At 70.9% G+C, this 15,369-nt stretch carries 12 protein-coding genes; 4 read left to right on the forward strand and 8 right to left on the reverse strand.

Features of this window, described 5'->3' with window-relative positions:
• Positions 1–25: 25 nt before the first annotated feature.
• The 5 genes from ACFHWU_RS01470 to ACFHWU_RS01490 form a co-directional block, all read right to left on the reverse strand.
• On the reverse strand, positions 26–1,624 hold the full coding sequence (locus ACFHWU_RS01470) for a glycosyl hydrolase family 18 protein (RefSeq protein ID WP_416589638.1): 1,599 nt from the start codon (positions 1,622–1,624) through the stop codon (positions 26–28).
• A 158-nt stretch (positions 1,625–1,782) separates the two neighbouring features.
• Complete coding sequence (locus tag ACFHWU_RS01475; RefSeq protein ID WP_123602715.1) at positions 1,783–2,133, reverse strand: DUF2203 domain-containing protein; 351 nt, start codon at positions 2,131–2,133, stop codon at positions 1,783–1,785.
• 355 nt (positions 2,134–2,488) lie between these two features.
• Positions 2,489–3,307: a pyrroline-5-carboxylate reductase gene (proC, locus tag ACFHWU_RS01480; RefSeq protein ID WP_416551581.1), complete on the reverse strand. Its 819-nt coding sequence runs from the start codon at positions 3,305–3,307 to the stop codon at positions 2,489–2,491.
• A gap of 188 nt (positions 3,308–3,495) precedes the next feature.
• Entirely contained in the window at positions 3,496–4,524 is a 1,029-nt protein-coding gene (locus ACFHWU_RS01485) for a 6-phosphofructokinase (protein WP_278170326.1), read from the reverse strand.
• Between the two features lie 177 nt (positions 4,525–4,701).
• Positions 4,702–5,208 carry a polyadenylate-specific 3'-exoribonuclease AS gene (locus tag ACFHWU_RS01490; RefSeq protein ID WP_416551579.1) on the reverse strand — a complete coding sequence of 169 codons (507 nt, stop codon included), beginning with the start codon at positions 5,206–5,208 and terminating at the stop codon, positions 4,702–4,704.
• Between the two features lie 357 nt (positions 5,209–5,565).
• Between ACFHWU_RS01490 and ACFHWU_RS01495 the strand changes: the two genes are divergently transcribed.
• Positions 5,566–6,258, forward strand: a complete 693-nt coding sequence (locus tag ACFHWU_RS01495) for a Crp/Fnr family transcriptional regulator (protein ID WP_123602718.1) — start codon at positions 5,566–5,568, stop codon at positions 6,256–6,258.
• Positions 6,259–6,317: 59 nt separating this feature from the next.
• On the opposite strand, the gene ACFHWU_RS01500 is transcribed toward ACFHWU_RS01495, so the two are convergent.
• Positions 6,318–6,512 (reverse strand): hypothetical protein, encoded by a 195-nt coding sequence (locus tag ACFHWU_RS01500; protein WP_416551578.1) that lies wholly within the window; start codon positions 6,510–6,512, stop codon positions 6,318–6,320.
• 217 nt (positions 6,513–6,729) lie between these two features.
• Here ACFHWU_RS01500 and ACFHWU_RS01505 point away from each other — a divergent pair, with 217 nt between their 5' ends.
• The 3 genes from ACFHWU_RS01505 (at position 6,730) to ACFHWU_RS01515 (ending at position 13,123) form a co-directional block, all read left to right on the forward strand.
• Positions 6,730–10,311 carry an ATP-binding protein gene (locus tag ACFHWU_RS01505; RefSeq protein WP_416589639.1) on the forward strand — a complete coding sequence of 1,194 codons (3,582 nt, stop codon included), beginning with the start codon at positions 6,730–6,732 and terminating at the stop codon, positions 10,309–10,311.
• A gap of 150 nt (positions 10,312–10,461) precedes the next feature.
• Complete coding sequence (locus ACFHWU_RS01510; protein ID WP_416589640.1) at positions 10,462–11,541, forward strand: DUF308 domain-containing protein; 1,080 nt, start codon at positions 10,462–10,464, stop codon at positions 11,539–11,541.
• Positions 11,542–11,710: 169 nt separating this feature from the next.
• Entirely contained in the window at positions 11,711–13,123 is a 1,413-nt protein-coding gene (locus tag ACFHWU_RS01515) for an alpha,alpha-trehalose-phosphate synthase (UDP-forming) (protein ID WP_416551572.1), read from the forward strand.
• Between the two features lie 23 nt (positions 13,124–13,146).
• Here the strand turns inward: ACFHWU_RS01515 and ACFHWU_RS01520 are convergent, their stop codons facing one another.
• Both ACFHWU_RS01520 and ACFHWU_RS01525 read right to left on the reverse strand, forming a co-directional pair.
• Positions 13,147–13,965, reverse strand: a complete 819-nt coding sequence (locus tag ACFHWU_RS01520) for an alpha/beta hydrolase (protein WP_416551570.1) — start codon at positions 13,963–13,965, stop codon at positions 13,147–13,149.
• Entirely contained in the window at positions 13,962–15,365 is a 1,404-nt protein-coding gene (locus ACFHWU_RS01525; protein WP_416551568.1) for a flavin-containing monooxygenase, read from the reverse strand. The genes ACFHWU_RS01520 and ACFHWU_RS01525 overlap by 4 nt, the downstream gene beginning before the upstream one ends.
• Between the last annotated feature and the right edge of the window lie 4 nt (positions 15,366–15,369).

The following is a 15,369-nucleotide window of genomic DNA, read 5'->3' on the forward strand; positions in this document are numbered from 1 at the left end:
ACCCGTGCGGGTGGTGGTTTCAGCTTCAGCCGAGACCGTTGCGGATCGCGGTGACCAGTTCGCCGTTGCCAGTGTCGCCGGACAACTCCCAGAAGAACGCCCCGCCGAGGCCCTGGCCCCTGGCGTAGTTCATCTTGCCGCCGATGGTCGCCGGGGTGTCGTAGCTCCACCAGTTGTTGCCGCACTTGGCGTACGCGGTGCCGCCGACGGTGCCGGTCGCCGGGCAGGTGTTCTTCAGCACCTTGTAGTCCTCGATGCCCTGCTCGTACGTGCCCGGTGCCGGACCGGTGGCGGTACCACCCGGAGCGCTCTGGCTGACGCCGGTCCAGCCCCGACCGTAGAAGCCGATGCCGAGCAGCAGCTTGTTCGCCGGGATGCCCTTGCTCTTCAGCTTCTGGATCGCCGCGTCCGACCAGAAGCCCTGCTGCGGGATTCCCGGGTACGAGGTCAGTGGCGAGTGTGGGGCGGTCGGTCCCTGCGCGTTGAAGGCGCCGAAATAGTCGTACGTCATCGGCATGATCCAGTTCAGGTCGCCGACCGCTCCGGCGTAGTCGGCCGCGTCGATCTTGCCGCCGTTGCCGCCGTCCGCGGTGATCGCTGCGGTCACCAGCGCGCTCGACCCGAACCGGTCACGCAGTGCCGAGATCAGGTTCCGGAACGCCGCAGGACCGCTGGAGTCGCAGGTCAGGCCACAGGCGTTGGGGTACTCCCAGTCGATGTCAATACCGTCGAACACGTCCGCCCAGCGTGGGTCCTCGACCAGGTTGTAGCAGGACTCGGCGAACGCGGCCGGGTTCTGCGCGGCCTGGGTGAAACCGCCGGACCAGGTCCAGCCGCCAAACGACCAAACTATTTTCAGGTGCGGGTACATCGCCTTGAGCTTGCGCAGCTGATTGAAGTTGCCCCGCAACGGCTGGTCCCAGGTGTCGGCGACCCCGTCGACGCTGTCCGCGGCGGTGTACGCCTTCTCGTAATCGGCGTAGCTGTCCCCGATGGCACAGCGCCCACCGGCGGTGTTGCCGAAGGCGTACATGATGTGGGTCATCTTCGATGCCGACCCGCTCGTGTGGATGTTGCGCACGTGGTAATCGCGGGCGTAGACCCCCCACTGGGTGAAGTAGCCGACCACCTTCTGCCCACCGGGCGGCGGTGGCGGAGTCGTCGGCGGTGGCGTGGTGGGCGGCGCCGTCGTCGGGGGCGGCGCGGTGGTCGGGGCCGGGCCACCGGCACAGGAGACCCCGTTGATGGTGCAGTTCTGCGGTGCCCGGAATGCGCCGGTGCCGATGTAGCCCCAGCTGAACGAGGCTCCCGGCGCGAGGCCACCGGCCCAGCTCTTCTTCACCGCGGTGTACCGGTTACCGCTGCGCGTCACGTCGGCGTCCCAGAAGCTGCTGATGGTGGTGCCGGCCGGCAGGTCGAACTCGATCCGCCAAGTGCCGACGGTGGCGTCGGAGCCGTTGGCGCCCGTCACCCGGACCTCGTGCCCGGTACCCCAGTCAGAGCTGGCGGCGAAGCTGGCGGAGATGGTGCCGGCGCCGAACGCCGCAGTGACCGGCACCGCCGCCGCAGCCGTCACCACGGCCAGCGCCCCGGCCAAGACGGCGCGGCGCAGTGATCTTCTCATCAGGCGTCCCCCCATTTGCTTAGGAAACTTTCCTTAAAGTGCATGAGACGCTACTCACACATCAACCAGTTCGTCAAGATGTCGATATCTCGATGGCTACGCGACCCCGGCCAGGCGTCGTCCGGCAGCACCGGGGAACCGCTCGGACGAACCCGGGCTCAGATCCGGCGGCGGCCGGAGAACCCACACTCCAGGCGGTGGTACCAGCGGATCTCGCCGTCGCCTTCCAGCCAGCACCACAGGACCGGACGGTCGTCCAGCTCGCCCGGGAAGTCGAGTAGCACCGGGGCGACGCCCTTGACCTGGATCTCCTGCTCGTTCAGCTCGTCAAGAATCCCGTAGATCCGCGCTTCCAGCCCTTTCACCTCGGCCAGACCGCCGTGCGGGCTGTCCGATCCGGCGGCCAGATCAGCCCGCAACTCAGCCAGGTCCGCGCGGAGTAGGACCAACTCGTCGATCCGTGGACGGAGGGTTGCCATCAGGTGGCGGGCCTGGGCGAGGGTGAACACGTTCGCCAGTATGGTCCATCACCACCCGTCGTGGGTCGACCGGTCACCGGGAGGACTGCGGCCGACCGTCACGCGAGGCCGCTGACCCGGACGGCTGCCCCGGGCCGCCGCCGGTCGCCGTGCGCCGGCGGCGGCACTGGGCGCGTCGGCGGAACGCGCCCGGTAGCCGGCCGCAGGGGGGCAGCCAGGGCCGGCTGTCGACGTCGCCGCAGGGGAAGTCACGATACGACGCCGGTACGGCGGTCGCCCAGCGCCGGCGGACCTCGTTCCCGTCGAGCTACCTACGACCACCTATGTCGCAAACGGTAGCCACGCCGACACGTTCAGCGGAAGAGGCTGAGCGTGAATGAATACCTCAGCCCTGCTGCGCGGCCAGCTCCCGGGCGCGGTCGCGGGCCGCTTCCAGGGCGGCGAGCAGCGCCGCCCGAACCCCGTGGTTCTCCAGCTCACGGATGGCCGAGATGGTGGTGCCGGCCGGCGAGGTGACGGCCTCACGCAGCTTGACCGGATGCTCGCCGGAGTCCCGCAGCATCACCGCCGAACCGATCGCCGTCTGCACGATCAGGTCGTGCGCCACCTGGCGGGGCAGCCCGAGCAGGATTCCGGCGTCGATCATCGCCTCGACCAGTAGGTAGAAGTAGGCCGGGCCGGAGCCGGACAACGCGGTGACCGCGTCCTGCTGGGTCTCCGGCACCCGGATCGTGACACCGAGCGGCTGGAACATCTCCTCGGCGAGGGCAAGATGCTCGACGGTGGCATGCCGGCCGGCGGAGATGGCGGTCATCGCCTGATCCACCAGCGCCGGGGTGTTGGTCATCACCCGTACCACCGGGGTGCCGTCCGGTAGGCGGCGGGCGAAGAACTCGGTCGGCAGTCCCGCGCAGAGCGAGACGACCAGCTTGTCCGCCGGCACCTTGGGGCCGATCTGGTCCAGCAGGGTGGCGGCGTCCTGCGGCTTGACCGCCACGGCCAGCACCTCCGCCTCGGCCACCGCAGTGTGGTTGTCCACCACCGACACGCCGTAGCGCACCGCGATGTCCTCGGCCCGCTCCCGCCGCCGAGTCGTCGCCAGCAGTTGATCGGCCGGCCAGCCGGCCCGCAACAGGCCGGAGAGGACCAGCTCGCCGATCTTGCCGGCGCCGATCACGGCTACCTTGTGCGCGCCGGGAGGCATCCGTGCGTCATCCTCTCTCGAACCGAACCAAACCGACCAGGACCGGTGACCGACCAGGACCGAAACGCGACGGACCGAAACGCGACGGACCGGACCGTGACGGACCGGACCGTGACGGACCGGACCGTGACGGACCGGGCGGAGCAGCGCCCTGGCGGGAGCCGCTCATCCCGGCCCGGACCCGGTGGTCAGCTGCCGAAGAAGACCTCGGCCTCGGTGTAGCGCTCCAGCGGGACGGTCTTGAGCTCCCGGGTCGCCTCGGCCAGCGGCACCCGGACGATGTCGGTGCCCCGGATACCGACCATCTTGCCCCAGTCGCCGTCGTTGGCGGCGTCGATGGCGTGCAGGCCGAGCCGGGTGGCGAGCACCCGGTCGAAGGCGGTGGGGGTGCCGCCACGCTGGATGTGACCCAGCACGACGGTCCGGGCCTCCTTGCCCGTCTTGGCCTCCAGCTGCTCGGCGAGCCACTGGCCGATGCCGCCGAGCCGGACGTGGCCGAAGGAGTCGAGTTCCTTGTTCTGCAGAACCATCTGGCCCTCCATCGGGTGGGCCCCCTCGGCAACCACCACGATCGGGGCGTACTGCTTCTGGAACCGCTTCTCGACGTAGGTGGCGACCTGCTCGACGTCGAACTCGCGCTCCGGCAGCAGGATCACGTTCGCCCCACCGGCGAGTCCGGCGTGCAGCGCGATCCAGCCGGCGTGCCGGCCCATCACCTCGACCACCAGGGTGCGGTGGTGGCTCTCGGCAGTGGTGTGCAGCCGGTCGATGGCCTCCATCGCGATGTTGACCGCGGTGTCGAAGCCGAAGGTGTAGTCGGTGGCACCGAGGTCGTTGTCGATCGTCTTCGGCACGCCGACCACCTGCACGCCGAGTTCGTGCAGCTTGGTGGCGACACCGAGAGTGTCCTCGCCGCCGATCGCGACCAGGGCGTCCACGCCCTGGGACGCCAGGTTCTCCTTGATCCGCTCGACCCCGCCGTCGATTTTGAACGGGTTGGTCCGGGACGAACCGAGGATGGTGCCGCCGCGGGGCAGGATGCCCCGTACCTCGTCGATACCGAGAGGCCGGCTCAGCCCCTCCAGCGGTCCGCGCCAGCCGTCGCGGAATCCGATGAACTCGTGACCGTAGCTGGCGACGCCCTTGCGCACCACCGCCCTGATCACTGCGTTCAGGCCGGGGCAGTCGCCGCCGCCGGTGAGCACGCCGATACGCATGATCCGCTCATCCTCCAGGAAACTGTGCGGAAGACCCACTCGAGCCCCAGGAACGAAGTCCGGTCAGACCGTCGGCATCGTTGCCGGCCCGGGGCGGGCCGTCAGTGCGCACTTTATCGGCCCGACCGGCGACCGGGCGAGCAGACCCCGAGGATCACCGGACCGTCGCTGGCCCGGTCACCGCCGGTAGGCCCGGCTGATCACCTGCCAGCGGGCAAGGTTGTGGCGTGCGTCGACGAGCGCGTCGTGCCGGTCAGCGGCCGACGCCGGCAGATCCGGCCGACCGGCGTCGTCCCACCGCTGCCGCAGGTCCTTGGTGAACCGGGGAATCTCCCGGGGCAGGGCCGGCATGGCCCCCCACAACTGGGCCAGCGCCACATGGTCGTACGCGGCGTACCAGGCCCACAGCTCCAACTCGGCAGCCGAACCGTCGCGCAGCGGCGCGACCAGGAATGCGTACAGCTCGTCGCGGATCCGCGCCCGGGGCCGCCAGGCCGGATCGGCCGGTGACGGCAGCTTGTCGAGCACGTGGCGACGCACCCACGGCACAGCCCGGGCACCGTCGAACTCCGTGGAGACCGCGTAGAACTCCCGGCCGTGCTCGTCGACGACACCGATCGAAACCAGGTCGACGAGGCGCCCGTCCTCGATGAACTCGCAGTCGTAGAAGTAGCGGTAGATCATTACCGCCATCCTCGCCGATACCGGAGATAGACCCCCATCGGGGTGCCGGCCGGAGCGTCGCCGTCGCCCGGCTCGCTCCGACCGGTACCGCATCCCCACGGCCGGATCCGCCGGGCCCCGTGTCGGCCCCCACCCGCCGGTGGATCTGGCCGCTAGCCTGCCGGTTTGTCGGGCACAGGACTGTCACAGAAATGATTGTGGGGGTGTACACCACGCGACACGGCAGCCATGATCTGATGTTGACACCGTTCTCCGAACGGTATCTATTTCATGTTCGCCTGGGTCGGGTGATGCACCCCGGACGGGCACGATGGTGCCCCCGGTGGGATGGTGCCCTTGGTGGGGAGGGGTTGGACCGTGGAGATGCGCCTGCCGGAGCCGGGTGACGCGCTCACCGGCGTGGACATGTTCGCCGGGCTCGAACCCGAGGTCCGGCAACGGGTCATCGCTGCCGCCGTGCCCCGCACCTACCGCAGGGGTCAGTTGCTCTTCGTCGAGAACGACCCGGGCGAGTCGCTCATCGTGCTCAAAAGGGGCGCCGTCGCGGTCTTCCGCACCGCGCCGACCGGCGAACGGGCGGTGTTGTCCGTCGTCCGCCCGCCCGACGTGCTGGGCGAGGTGTCGCTGCTGGACGCGTCGACCCGGTCGGCGTCCGCCGAGGCCATCGAGGACTGCACCGCGCTGGCGTTGTCCCGGGGCGCGTTCATGGATCTGGTGCACTCCAACCCGCGCATTCTCGACGCGGTGATGCGCTCACTCGGTGCGCTGATCCGCCGGCTCACCGAGCAGAACGCCGATCACGTCTTCCTCGATCTGCCCGGTCGGGTGGCCAAGACGCTGGTCCGGCTGGCCGGGGAGAGCCAGGCCCCGATGATCACCATCGAGCTGAACCAGAGCCAGCTGGCGGAGATGGCCGGTGGCTCCCGGCAGAGCGTCAACCAGGCGATCGGATCGTTCAGCAACCGGGGTTGGCTGCGTACCGAAGGTCGGCGGATCGTGGTGACCGACGTGGCCGCGCTACGCCGCCGGGCCGGAATGGCCGACCGATGAGGTCGATACCGGCGGTACACGCGTGGCGCGCGTACCGCCGGGCCTGACGTCTGCCGCCGTCAGGGCTGGGTGCTGGTCGGGCCGATCCAGTTGGTGCCGACCTTCTCCCCGGTCGGGCCGATCCACTCCTCGGCCACGACCCCCTCCTCCTGCAACTTCGCCAGCGTGCCGGCGTCGAGATCGATCATCTCCCCCGCGCCGTGGCTGACCCCGGACAAGTCCGTCCAGTCCTTCTCCAACTTGACGTACACCATGTCAGGACTCCCCTGCTCGATCTGATCTGGCCAGATGAATGTATCCCGGTACCACCAGTAGGTGGACTGTCCATTAGCCAACAGCCCGGTTATGGACAGTTGACCGCACGGGCGATACTCGGGCTGACGCACCCGCCGTGACCTGCGAATCCGGCCCCCCGGCAGATCGGGTCCGGCACCGCCACGCCCGGCCGGGCATAGCCGCTGGCCAGGGCAGGTGGCCAGATGCGACAGTAGGCTCCCGACTCGACGTTCCCGCGAGGAGGCTGGCATCGCTGCCCCGTGCGAAAAGTGTGGCCGGACCGCAGCCGACGACGACCGCTACTGCGGCGGCTGCGGTACGGCGCTCATCCCTGTCTGCGCGCACTGCGACCGCCCGCTGGCGGCCGACGCGAGCTTCTGCACCTCCTGCGGCCAGCCGCAGGGTGGCCGACGGCCGACCGAGCCGAGTCAGGAGGACCGACGTCGGGTCAGCGTCCTGTTCATCGACCTGATCAACTTCACGCCGTACGTGGAACGGGTCGATCCCGAGCAGGTCCGGCGGATGCAGACGAACTTCTTCTCCATCGCGCGCCGGGTCGTCGGCCAGTACGGCGGGGTGGTGGAGAAGTACATCGGCGACGCGGTGATGGCGCTGTTCGGTGCGCCGGTGGCCACCGAGAACGACGCCCTGCGCTGCGTCCGGGCCGGGCTCGACCTGCGCCGCGCCCTGACCGAGTTCACCGCTTCCGCCGGCGAGGGACTCCGGTTCCGTATCGGCGTGGCCACCGGCGAGGCGCTGGTCGACACCGGCGCGGCCCGCGACGGTGGCCAGGCGTTCCTGGCCGGCGACGTGGTCAACACCGCGTCCCGGATGCAGTCGGTGGCACCGGCCGACGGGTTGCTGGTGTGCGGTGTCACGCACGGGCTGACCAAGGAGGCGATCCGCTACGACCCGCAGCCGGCGGTGACGCTGCGCGGACGGTCGTCGCCGACCGAGGTGTGGCTGGCGCTGGCCCCGTTGCGTCCCGTGCCGGCTGACCGGCAGACCGACGCGACCCCGCTGATCGACCGCGAACACGAACTGGGGCTGCTGGTCAACGCGCTGTACCGGTCGATCCGCGACCAGCGGCCCCAGGTGCTCACCGTGCTCGGCCAGGCCGGCATCGGCAAGAGCCGGCTGGTCCGGGAACTGCTTCGGCACACCGAACGGCTTGTCGACCAGCCGGTCACCTGGCGGATCGGGCGGTGCCCGCCGTTCGGGGAGAACGTCACGTTCGCCGCGCTCGCCGACATCGTCAAGGCCGAGGCCGGCATCCTCGACACCGACCTGGCCACCGTCGCCGAGCAGAAGTTGGCCACCGGGGTCCAGGCCCTGGTCGGACCGGAGGCGAACCGGCTGGTCGACGCGCTGCGCCCACTGGTCGGGCTGCCGCACCGCAACCTGCCGGCCGAGGAGACCGAGTCGGCATGGCGGCGCTTCCTGCTCGCCCTGGCCGCCCGGCAGCCGACCGTGCTGGTCTTCGAGGACCTGCACTGGGCCGACGAGGCGATGCTGCGCTTCGTCGAGCTGCTCGGCGCCTCCGCCTGGCAGGTGCCACTGCTGCTGCTGTGCACCGCCCGACCCGAGCTGACCAGCCGTGAGCCGGCCTGGGCGGGCACCACCCCGGGCGCGCTGACCGTCACCCTGCCGCCGCTGCGCGACACCGGGGTGGCCGCACTGTACGCGCACATGTTCGGTGCGGCGCCGTTCTCGGCCGATCTGCTCGGCCCGTTGATCGAGGTGGCCGACGGCAACCCGCTCTACGCCCACGAGTACGTGCGAATGCTGATGGAGCAGGGGGCGTTGCGGCGCAGCGGCCGTGGTTGGGCGTTGACCCGCAGCGATCGGCTGCCGATCCCGGACAGTGTGCACGGGGTGATCGCCAACCGGATGGATCTGCTGGACGCCACCGACCGGGCGGTGCTGCTCGCCGCAGCCGTGGTCGGGGTGCAGTTCTGGCCCGGCGCGGTCGCCGCCGCCCTCGGCCAGCCGGTGGAGCTGGTCGACCGGGCGCTGCGCCGGTTGGAGCAGCGCGACTTCGTCCACGAACAGCCGGGTTCGACGATGGCGCAGCAACCCGAGTTCCGGTTCCGCCACGTGCTGGTCCGCGACGTCTGCTACCAGCGGTTGCCCCGTAACGAACGGGTTGCCCGGCACGCCCGGACCGCCGACTGGTTGGACACCCTCGCTGGCGACCGGGACACCGACCTGGCCGAGGTGCTGGCCCACCACCGGTGGGCGGCGCACGAGATCGCGGACACGCTGGGTCTGGAGACCCACGGGTACGCTGGGGCCGCCCGGGATGCCCTGCACCGTGCGGCCCGCAGGGCGTACGCCCTGCACGCGCTGGACGTGGCGAGCGGGCACGTGGAACGCGCGCTGCGCCTGGTGACCGCCGCCGGCACCGACGGGCTGGGTGAGCGGTTGCAGCTCGAACTGCTCGGTGCCGAGCTCGCGTTTCTGCGCGACGGCCCGGGCTTCCTCGCCGACGGGGGCGCCGACCGGCTGAGGACGCTCGCCGACCAGCTGGCCGACGTCAACGATCAGGGGTGCGCGGCCCGGGCCTGGACCCTGCTCGGGCGGGCTGCCTGGCTGCGGACCGACCGGGACGAGGCGCTGCGCTGCCTCGACCGGGCGGTGGAACTGTTCGACGCGCTGCCGGACACCGATCAGAAGGCCGACGCGTACGCCGAACTGGGCCGGCTGCACATGCTCAACCTGGAACGGGATCCGGCGGTCGCGGCGGCCGGCGCGGCGGCCGAGATCGCCGACCGGTTGAGGCTGACCGAGACACTGGCCAACGCCCGGATCACCGTTGCCATGGCCCGGTACCAGTCCGGGGACCGGTCCGGGCTCGACGAGCTGCGGGCGGCCACCGCGATGTGTCGCGAGCACCAACTGCTCGCGCTGCCCCGGGCGCTGCAGAACCTGTCGTACGCGTTGTGCGAAGAGGGCGACTGGTCCGGCGCCCAGGAGCTGATGTCCGGTGCCGCCTCCGGCTCCGGGCTGAGCACCGGATACTCCGGCGAAGCCATGCGTGCCTACTTCGCCGGGGACTTCGCCGCCTTCCTCGCCGCCGCCGACTCCTTCGTCGCAACGCCCAGCGGCCGGTGGGACATCCAGGTACGGGGCCTACGGGCGTGTCTGCGGGTACTGCGCGGCGATCCGGTACCCACGGCCGATCAGAGCGGGGTCGACGACGTCGCCGACGCGGTACGCGCGGCCCGGGACAGCGGCTTCCGTCGGCCGTACTGGAACAGCCTCGGCTTGGGCGCACTGTGCCGGGCGCTACAGGGGCGGGGTGTGGAGGCCGCAGCGCTGCTCGACGAGCTGGACCAGTCCTGGTCGAAGGTCCCCGCGCTGGCCAGCGGCGAATGGATCGCGGCCGCCGCGTTCGCCGCCGCGATCGCCGGGCGTGGCGCGGCAGGGCAGGTCCGGGCGATGCTCGACCGGGTGCAGCATCGCACCCCGTGGGCCGAGGCCGCGCTGCGGACGGTGACCGCAGCGGTGGCGGCGGCCGACGGCGAAAACCGCGCGGCAGGTGAGCTGTACGCTGCCGCAGCGGCCGGTTTCGCCGACATCGACGCGACCACCGACCGGATGATCGCGTTGGCGTTGGCCGTGGCGGCGTGGCGGCGTGTCGGCGACCGCGATGCCGACGCGCCGGCGCTGGCCGAGGTGCGCAGCTTCGCGCTGCGCAACAAGGCACCCGGGTTGCTGCACCTCGGCGATCAGGACGCGGGCGGCTACCGCTGGTCTCCGACCCTGGCGTCGTGACCGCAGGCGGCGAGGTTCACGGGCACGGCACCGCACAACGCACTCCCACAACCGCCTACCGGCGTGTCACGATTCAAGGGCACGGCACGCCCCCGGCCGGGGGTCCGCCGGCGGACAGGGCCCGACGGCGGCCGGTGAGGAGTTGATTCGGTGTCTGCGGGTGGCGCGCGTCGGGGGCGGCGGGACAACGGCCTCGACGCATCCGAGTACGCCGTGGCCGGCGACGTCGACCCACGGGTCGGTGAGCACCTGCTCGACGTGCTCGCCGCCGGTGGGATCGCGGCCTACCTGCAGCCGTCGTCGGACGTCAATCCGGTCACCCGCACGACCACCGTGCCGGCCCGGCCGGTGGACCGGCTCTTCGTCGACCGGGCACACCTGGACACCGCCCGGGGCTACCTGGCGCAGTTGGCCGAGGACGGCCCGGGCGCACCGGGCAGCCGCTCCGGTTCCCCAGTGGCCGGGTCCGGACAGACCACGTCGCCGGCGTCGGACCCGGTTGTTCCGGCGGGCGCGGGGCAGCCGGCCGGTCGGGACGCCGATGTCGACGCCGTCTGGGCCGGCATCATCGCCAACTATCACGCTCCGGCTCCGGCGGACCCCACCGCCGCGCCCTGGCCGGCCGCCGAGAACCTGCCGCCGGTTGAGAACCTGCCGGTGGAGGGCCGGTCGACCGGTCGGGATCCGCTCGCCGACGGTCCACGCCGGGACGGGACGGCAGGCGAGGGCGACGGCCGGGACGCCATCGGCCGGGACGCCACCGAGCGAGGCCCGGCGGATCGGGCCGGCGACAGCCGGGACAGCGACAGCCGGGCCGGCGACGATGCTCACGGCCGCGCCGAGCCGGAGATCACGGCCACCGGCACGCCGGACCCGTTGCCGTGGGCGGTCGGCTACACCAACATCTCCGTCGGACGGCGGGACGACGAGCCGTCCCTTCTGGATGGGCTGGACACCTTCGGTGCCCGGTTACCCGACGAGCCGGAGGAGGGCTACACGCCTCCCCTGCCGCCTCCGCTGCCCCGGTTGTCGTCGGCTGCGGTCCTCGGGGTACTGGCGATCATCGCCGGCTTCATCCTCTTCGTCTTCCCGACGGTGCTTCCGGTGGATCGTGGACTGGCTATCCTGCTCGGTTTCGCTGGCGTGGTCGGTGGCTTTGTCACGCTGATCTGGCGGCTGCGGCCGGATCACGACGAGGATGACGATCTGGACGACGGCGCGGTCGTCTGAAACTGACCAACGGATGGCGAAAATCCGGATCCATTGACGCCTGTGGTCACTCTGTAACACTCGCGTAACTTGTTCTCAGTAGGAATAATTCTCGTAGCCGATCCCCCCCCCACGAGTTCGTGATCACTCGCCATGCGCGGCAACCGCCGCAGCGAAACGAGGTCCCCTCATGCGTCAGAGTTCTCTCGTCGTGGTGGCGAACCGGCTGCCGGTGGATGACAGCGTCGCGCGCGACGGCGCGTGCGAATGGCGTCGCAGCCCCGGTGGTCTGGTCAGCGCCCTGCACCCGATCCTGCAGCACACCCCGGCCACCTGGGTCGGCTGGGCCGGTGGCACCGGCCCGGCACCGAGCCTGCCCGACATCGACGGCGTACGGATGCACACCGTCGCTCTGTCTCAGGAGGACATCAGAGACCACTACGAGGGATTCGCCAACGCTACGCTCTGGCCGCTGTACCACGACTCGGTGGAGCAACCCGCGTACCACCGCAGATGGTGGGAGGCGTACCAGCGGGTGAACCAGCGCTTCGCCAAGGCGGCGGCGGCCGCCGCCGAGCCTGGTGCGCTGGTCTGGGTGCAGGACTACCACCTGCAGTTGGTGCCCGGGATGCTCCGGGCGCTGCGGCCCGACCTGCTGATCGGGTTCTTCCTGCACGTTCCGTTCCCGCCGCCGGAGCTGTTCATGCAGCTGCCACGCCGGGCCGAGCTGATGCTCGGCATGCTCGGCGCCGACCTGGTGGGGTTCCAACGCGCCCAGGCCGCGCACAACTTCGCCCAGCTGGCGACGAAAGTGCTCAAGGTGCCGGCCACCGACCGGCGAATCGCTATCGACGACCGGGTGGTGCGCATCGGCGCCTTCCCGGTGTCGATCAACATGTCCGAGATGGAGTCCCTCGCCGGCCGGCCGGATGTGCTGGAACGGGCCCGTCAGCTGCGGTCCGACCTCGGGGACCCGCAGCATGTCATCCTCAGTGTGGACCGGATGGACTACACCAAGGGCATCGAGCAACGGCTCAAGGCGTACAGCGAACTGATCGCCGACGGGCACATCAAGGTCCGCGACACGGTGATGGTTCAGGTCGCGGTGCCCAGTCGGGAACGGGTCGAGCAGTACCGCATCCTGCGCGACCGGGTGGAACGCGAGGTCGGACGGATCAACGGCGAGTTCGGCCGGGTCGGCGAACCGGCGATCCACTACCTCAACCAGTCGTTCAGCCGGGCCGACCTGGCGGCACTGTACCGGATCGCCGACATGATGGCGGTCACCCCGCTGCGGGACGGGATGAACCTGGTCGCCAAGGAGTACGTCGCCGCCCGGGTCGACGACGACGGTGCGCTGCTGCTCAGCGAGTTCGCCGGTGCCGCCGCCGAGTTCCAGCAGGCGTACCTGGTCAACCCGCACGATCTCGACGGACTCAAATTGACGCTGATGCACGCGCTGGAGGCATCACCGACCGACGTGGCGGACCGGATGCGCTCCATGCGCGAGTATCTGCGCACCCACGACATCCGAGCCTGGGTGCACGGCTACCTCACCGCGCTGGACCGCACCGGTTCCCTGGCCGCCCGACTCACCGCCTGATCCCACCGGCCGATCGCCAGCGGTCAGCCGGCGCCCTTGTCCAGCCAGTCGAGGATCGCGTCGACCGGCTCCGTCCAGCGGGCGTCGAGCATCAGATCGTGGCCCATCCCTGGGAACAGCAACGGAGCGCCCCCGTACCGCCGGGCCGCGCGGTCCAGCACCGCAGCCGGCACCACCCGGTCGTCGGGGCTGCCGAGGACCAGCACCGGTGGATCACCGACCGGCGGCTCGACCCGCTGGCGGACCAGCAGCTGCCACTGGGCCCGGGCCGACGCGCGCCCCAACCGCTCCATGTAGGACAGTGCGACGGCCTCTGGTAGCTCCCGGCTGAACAGTTGACCGGCGCGCAGCCGCAACGCCCCGCCGAAGACGGCCGGCAGGGTGCCGAACGGATTGCGCCGCAGCGCCGCGCCGAGCAGCGGCCAGCCACCGAGCACGGGGGCGGCCAGCACCGCGGCCCGCGCCGGATAGCGGGCCAATGCGTGACCGACCACCAACGCCCCGGCGCCGTGCCCGATCAGCACCGCTTGCCGGGGCAGGCCGGCTGCGGCCTGCACCACGTCGTGCACGTACGCCCGCAGGTCGGCCCGCGGCGCCGCGCCGCTGTCCCCGTGCCCGCGCAGACTGACCGCGTACGCCGGGAACCCGCGCTCGGCGGCCCGCTCCAGCCAGTGCTCGGCAAACACCCACGCGCCGTGCCCGAACCCGGGCACGAACAGCAGCGGCGGCCGGCCCTCGTCGCGCGACACGTCGGCGTGCAGCACCTCGCGGCGCACCGCCGGGACCGGTCTGGCCCATTCCCGGGTACGGACGATGCGGGGGGCCGCAAGGGTACGGCTCATCGGGCCGCCACCTCCAGACTGTCCAGGGTCTCCTGCAGCGCGCGCAGGTAGGTGACGTGGCTGACCTCGAACCAGCGCCGGGCCGGGACGGTCGCCTTGGCGTCGTGCCAGGGCCGTCCCGCGCCGGCCTCGATCCGGCCGGCCAGGGCACCGGTGACCGCCGGATCCGCCGACCGGGCGCGCAGCCACCGGGCGACCATGACGCTCTGCCAGTGGACCAGCGGGAAGACCCCGAACTCCGCCTGCACCAGTCCGATCACCGACAGCGTCGGGTGTCCCGGGGCGAAGGCGTGCAGGTGCAGGCGGGGCCGTCCGTCCGCGTCGACGCCGAGCACCTGCGGGTCGAGAAAATCGAACTGGGGCTGGTAACCGGTGGCGAGTACGACGAGGTCGGGATCCACCTCGGTGCCGTCGGCGAGCTCCACGGTGTGCCGGCGGAACCTGGCCACGTCGGGCACCGGGCGGACCGTACCGTGCCCGATGTGCAGGACGAGTTGGCTGTTGACCACCGGATGGGCGTCGAACACCCGGTGCTCCGGAGCCGGTAGCCCAAACCGGGTCTGGTCTCCGACTACCAACCGGAGCAGCCGGTGGAAAACTACCTGGCGCAGCCAGCGCGGCAGACGCCGGGCGAGCAGCCCCGCGTTGACCTGGTCACTCGGCCGGCCGAACAGGTACTTCGGGGTGTACCAGTAGCCGCGACGGGTGGAGTGCCAGCAGCGGGCCGCCTGTTGCCCGGCCTCGACGGCGATGTCGCAGCCGGTGTTGCCGCCGCCCACCACCAGTACCCGCCGGCCGCGCAGCTGGGTCGCGTCGTGGTAGGCCGACGCATGGATCACCTGGCCGGTGAAATCGGACAGTCCTTCGTAGGCGGGCAGCCGGGGTGCCCAGTTGTGTCCGTTGGCGACGACCACGGCGGCGTAGCGCTGGGTGCGTCGGGCACCGTTGCCGCCGGCGCTGCGGGTCGTCACGTCCCACCGGTCCCCCGGCGCCGGTTCGACCCGTACCACCTCGGTGCCGAACCAGATGTGCTGGCGCAGATCGAAATGGTCGGCGTAGCGTTCCAGATAGGCCAGCAGCTGGCTGTGGTGCGGGTAGTCGGGCCAACTGTCCGGCAGCGGGAAGTCAGGGTACTGGCTGAACGGCTTCGACGAGATCAGATGGGTGCTGGCGTAGACCGGGCTGCGGTCGTGGCGCCAGTTCCAGGCACCGCCGACGCCCGTCTCCCGTTCGTAACAGTCGACCCCGAACCCCTGTTCGCGCAGGTTCTTGACCGCGCACAACCCGCTCGCACCGGCACCGATGACGCAGACATTCTCACCCTGTTCGGAGATCGGGCGGTCGTCCCGCCACCGGTCGTCACCGGTGGCAGGGCTGTCGTAGTCAGCGGAAGTAGACACCGGC

Source organism: Micromonospora sp. LOL_015, assembly GCF_048060275.1.
Lineage (GTDB): Bacteria > Actinomycetota > Actinomycetes > Mycobacteriales > Micromonosporaceae > Micromonospora_E.